General features: G+C 64.7%; 4 protein-coding genes and 1 pseudogene. 1 reads left to right on the top strand and 4 read right to left on the bottom strand.

The window, feature by feature from the left end; all coding sequences use genetic code 11:
* Window positions 1-656: pseudogene (locus DYI24_RS23265) on the bottom strand (tetratricopeptide repeat protein); the annotation flags it as partial.
* 475 nt (window positions 657-1,131) lie between these two features.
* On the opposite strand from DYI24_RS23265, the gene DYI24_RS23260 reads away from it, so the two are divergent.
* The gene (locus tag DYI24_RS23260; RefSeq protein ID WP_107345601.1) at window positions 1,132-1,461 is read left to right on the top strand and encodes a GrlR family regulatory protein; all 330 of its coding nucleotides are present in this window, start codon (window positions 1,132-1,134) and stop codon (window positions 1,459-1,461) included.
* Between the two features lie 15 nt (window positions 1,462-1,476).
* Here the strand turns inward: DYI24_RS23260 and DYI24_RS23255 are convergent, their stop codons facing one another.
* The 3 genes from DYI24_RS23255 to fliM form a co-directional block, all read right to left on the bottom strand.
* On the bottom strand, window positions 1,477-2,241 hold the full coding sequence (locus tag DYI24_RS23255; RefSeq protein ID WP_164574015.1) for a MotE family protein: 765 nt from the start codon (window positions 2,239-2,241) through the stop codon (window positions 1,477-1,479).
* On the bottom strand, window positions 2,238-2,669 hold the full coding sequence (locus DYI24_RS23250) for a DUF6468 domain-containing protein (protein ID WP_107345603.1): 432 nt from the start codon (window positions 2,667-2,669) through the stop codon (window positions 2,238-2,240). The genes DYI24_RS23255 and DYI24_RS23250 overlap by 4 nt, the downstream gene beginning before the upstream one ends.
* A partial coding sequence (fliM, locus tag DYI24_RS23245; RefSeq protein WP_164574014.1) for a flagellar motor switch protein FliM occupies window positions 2,666-3,587 on the bottom strand: 922 nt, incomplete at its 5' end. The genes fliM and DYI24_RS23250, both read right to left, overlap by 4 nt.

Raw genomic sequence — 3,587 nt, 5'->3', positions numbered from 1 at the left:
GTGTTGAACTGCACCGACAGCTTGCGGTCGGTCAGCGTCGACGCCACCCGCACGTCGGACGGGACTTCGAACACGTAGCGCACGAAGGTCGGCTGCACCGAGGTCCGCACCCGGATCGGTGGCCGCTTCTTCACTTCGGCGGTGGCACGCTGCGCCTTCAGCGCGCGCTCGGCCGCGCGGGCACGTTCGGCCAGTTCCTTCACGACGTCTTGCGGCAGTCCGGGCGGCGCGCCGGTCCAATTTTCTGGCAGCAGGTCGACGAACAACCGTTCGCCGGCCGCCATCGCGTTGACAGTGAGCTTCCGCGTCAGGGCCAGACGCAGCGCATAGCCGTCCGGATCAAGCCGCGCAGAGCCGATATAGCCGGGCGCGGAATCGGCGAGCTTGTCGACCGGAATATCGATCGGCCGCTTGAAGCGGATCACCACGATCAGACCCGCAGTGGCGACGTCGGAGTCGACGTCCTCGGCCATCTTCAGCAGCAGCCGGCCGTATCCGCCCTTTGCTTCGAAGCTGGCTTCGCCGCGCACTTGCGCGGCCGCGGGCGCAATGGTCAGCGCGGCTGCGATCAGCAGCAGCAAGCCGGCAAGGCAGAGTCGTGCGACGCGCCCGACGAGCGCCTGTGACCAAACTCCAGCGGCAGCCATCCGCGCCATCCGTCGTGTCTTTCAGTCAACGACTCTGTCGTCTGCCGGTCCTAGGCGGCTTCGCCGCCAACAAAGATACTACGCTTCACGCATGCGCGTCGGCGCGGCGGAAGCGCGCAGAACCGCAGCCTGCCCCACTAGGGCACAAAAGCCGTTAACGGTGGTTTAACCATCGTCGACTGCGGCAGGCTCCCCCTGCTTCGGCACGGCATCGCGTCACAATCAGAGATTTAGATTGTCGAGGTAAACACGTTTTTGATAGTGATGCAGAAGGCGGGGAGCGCAACCGCCCGAACCATCCTTTGTGTGACCGCGATCGCCGTGCCCTTCCCGCCCGCCGTTGTCGGCCGTCCTGACGGACGCCGCACGACGCGTCGACGCTTCGGATCGGCTCGCGCCACCGAGGAACCACGGACGATCAAAGCTGCGCCCGCCGCCGATCTGGCGCGCGGATACGCCACTGGGAATTGGACTGACGACCGCCATGCTGCTGAAGGGTCTCTACAAGGTGGAATTCGAAACGCCGCGGCGCAAAGCGGTCGGCGTGATCTTCGCATCCGATGGCCGTCTGCACGGCGGCAGTTCAGCATTCGCCTATATCGGCGCCTACGAACAGAACGGCCAGACCATCCATGGCACCATCACGGCGCGCCGGCACACCAGCGATCCGGCGATCCAGTCAGTGTTCGGCGTCGATGAGGTGCGGGTCGACTTCCACGGCTCGACGATCGGCGACTACGCGCAGGTCGAAGGCATGGCGGCGGAAGCCCCGTCGCTCGGCTTCAAGGCGCTGCTGACCCGGATCAGCAGCTGAGCTAAGCGCAGTTGATCACTGCCGCGGCGTCGGGCGGCCTTCGATCTTCGGCAGCACCGCGACCGATGCGGACACCGACGCCTTCCCGGTGGCGCGCCGCGCCATTTCGACAGTGAGCTTTTCGGCGGCTTCGGCCGACATCAGGCCGAGGATGTCGGACATCTTTCGCGGCGCGATCTGGGTGGCAATCTCGATCAGCACCGGCATTTCCAGACGATCGAAGATCTTCGCCGCATCCTTCGGCTTCATCGACTCGTACATCGTGACGATGCCCTTGAAGCGCGCCGCTTCGGCTTCCGATTTCTCTTCGGTTGCCTTGCCGATCTGGCCCTCGGTCTCCTTCATCTCCTGGACCTTGGACTCGATCCGCTTCTCAGCAGCCTTGAGCAGGCTCTCCCTGATCTCGACTTCGCGGGCACGCGCTTCGAGCTCCTGGCGGCGCGCCTGCAGCCGCTCGAGGATCGCGCGTTCGGATGGAGAAATTGCCGGGGTCTCGGGCTCGGTGTCGGCCGGCTTGGTCTGTTCCGGCGGCGCGACCGCTGGCTTTTCTTCTTCTTTCTTCTTCGGCTCGCCATGCACCGAGCCGGTGATATCGGGATCGATCGGCTTCCGTCCGGGGAAGTTCAGGTTCTCCTGAGCCCATGACGGCTTGGTCGCGTTCGGATCGTAATCGAACACGTAGCCGCCATCGAGCACCAGTCCGGCGATCTTCAGCACAGCGAGGCCGAAGACCGCGACCAGAACAACCGGAAGGATGCGGATATCCCGAAGTGCGTTCATGCAGCCAAGCCGTTATGTCGCCTGCGTTCCGCAAAAGCCTGCGCCGCGGCCGCATTGGCCTGCGCCGCCGACACCGCCGCCGCCGGCTGCTCGCCGCCGGGGCGCGCCGCCGCGACGATCTTCGACAGGCGCCGCAGCACGTTGTCGCCCTCGCCGAGCTGTTTCTTGAGCTGGTCGGACAGCGCGGAGGCCGCAGCGATGTCACGACCGAGGTTTTCGTTGACCTCCCGCACCGTGAGCTTGAGGCCGCCAATCGCCCGCTCGGCGATCTCGGTGACGGTGATCAGCTCGCCGATCGTCGCCTTCAGCGATTGCTCGTCGGCCTTCAGCCGCAGCAGGCGTTTGTTGAGCAGCCAACAATAACCGACGGTGACGAGGAGCAGCACGGCGACCAGGCTTTCGATCACGATTGCGAAAATGTGGCTCATTGTGCCTCCATCATTTTGCTCTGCTCGTCGGTACGTTCGAACATGGCGTAGGTGGTGAGCGGCTTGCGCAGCGGTTTGGTGACGCGAATGGCGACGCGGTCGCCGACCCGGCCCATCCGGCCTTCGGTGAGCACGACGCTACCGCAGCGCACTGCTACGGTGGCATCGGCGCGCAGCTCCAGCGGAAGGGTGTCGCCGACCTGCAGCGCCATCAGTTGCCGCAGCGGCAGTTCGGCTTCGTAAAGCACGGCATCGACCGAAATATCCGCCTGGACGATCTCGGTGGCGAGGTGGCCTTCCCAGACCTGATCACGGCCGAATTTTTCGCCCATGAACATCTGCATCAGCACGCCGCGGATCGGTTCGATCGTGGCGTATGGCAGCAGCAGCTCGATATTGCCGCCGCGGTCTTCCATGTCGATGTGCAGACGGACCAGGATCGCGGCGTTAGCGGGCCGGCTGATCGCGGCGAAGCGCGGATTGGTCTCGAGCCGATCGATGCTGAACGACACCGGCGACAGCGGCCGGAACGCCTGTTCGGCGTCGGCGAGCACGACCTCGAGCAGCCGCTTCACCAGATTGGTTTCGATCGTAGTGTAGGGCCGGCCTTCGATGCGCAGCGCGGCCTGGCCCCGGCGACCGCCGAGCAGCACGTCGATCATCGAATAGATCAGGCTGGAGTCGACGGTGGCGAGTCCGAAGTTCTGCCACTCCTCGGCCTTGAACACGCACAGCACCGCCGGCAACGGGATCGAGTTCATGTAGTCGCCGAACCGAACCGAGGTGATGCGGTCGAGCGAGACTTCGACGTTGTCCGAGGTGAAGTTACGCAAGCTGGTCGTCATCAACCGCACCAGGCGGTCGAAGACGATTTCGAGCATCGGCCGACGCTCGTAGGAGACCATCGCGGAGTCGATG

This window comes from Rhodopseudomonas sp. BR0C11 (assembly GCF_010820945.1).
Taxonomy (GTDB): domain Bacteria; phylum Pseudomonadota; class Alphaproteobacteria; order Rhizobiales; family Xanthobacteraceae; genus Rhodopseudomonas; species Rhodopseudomonas palustris_H.
The sequence above is the reverse complement of the archived record's forward strand: the minus strand, read 5'-3'. Positions and strand labels throughout refer to the sequence as shown.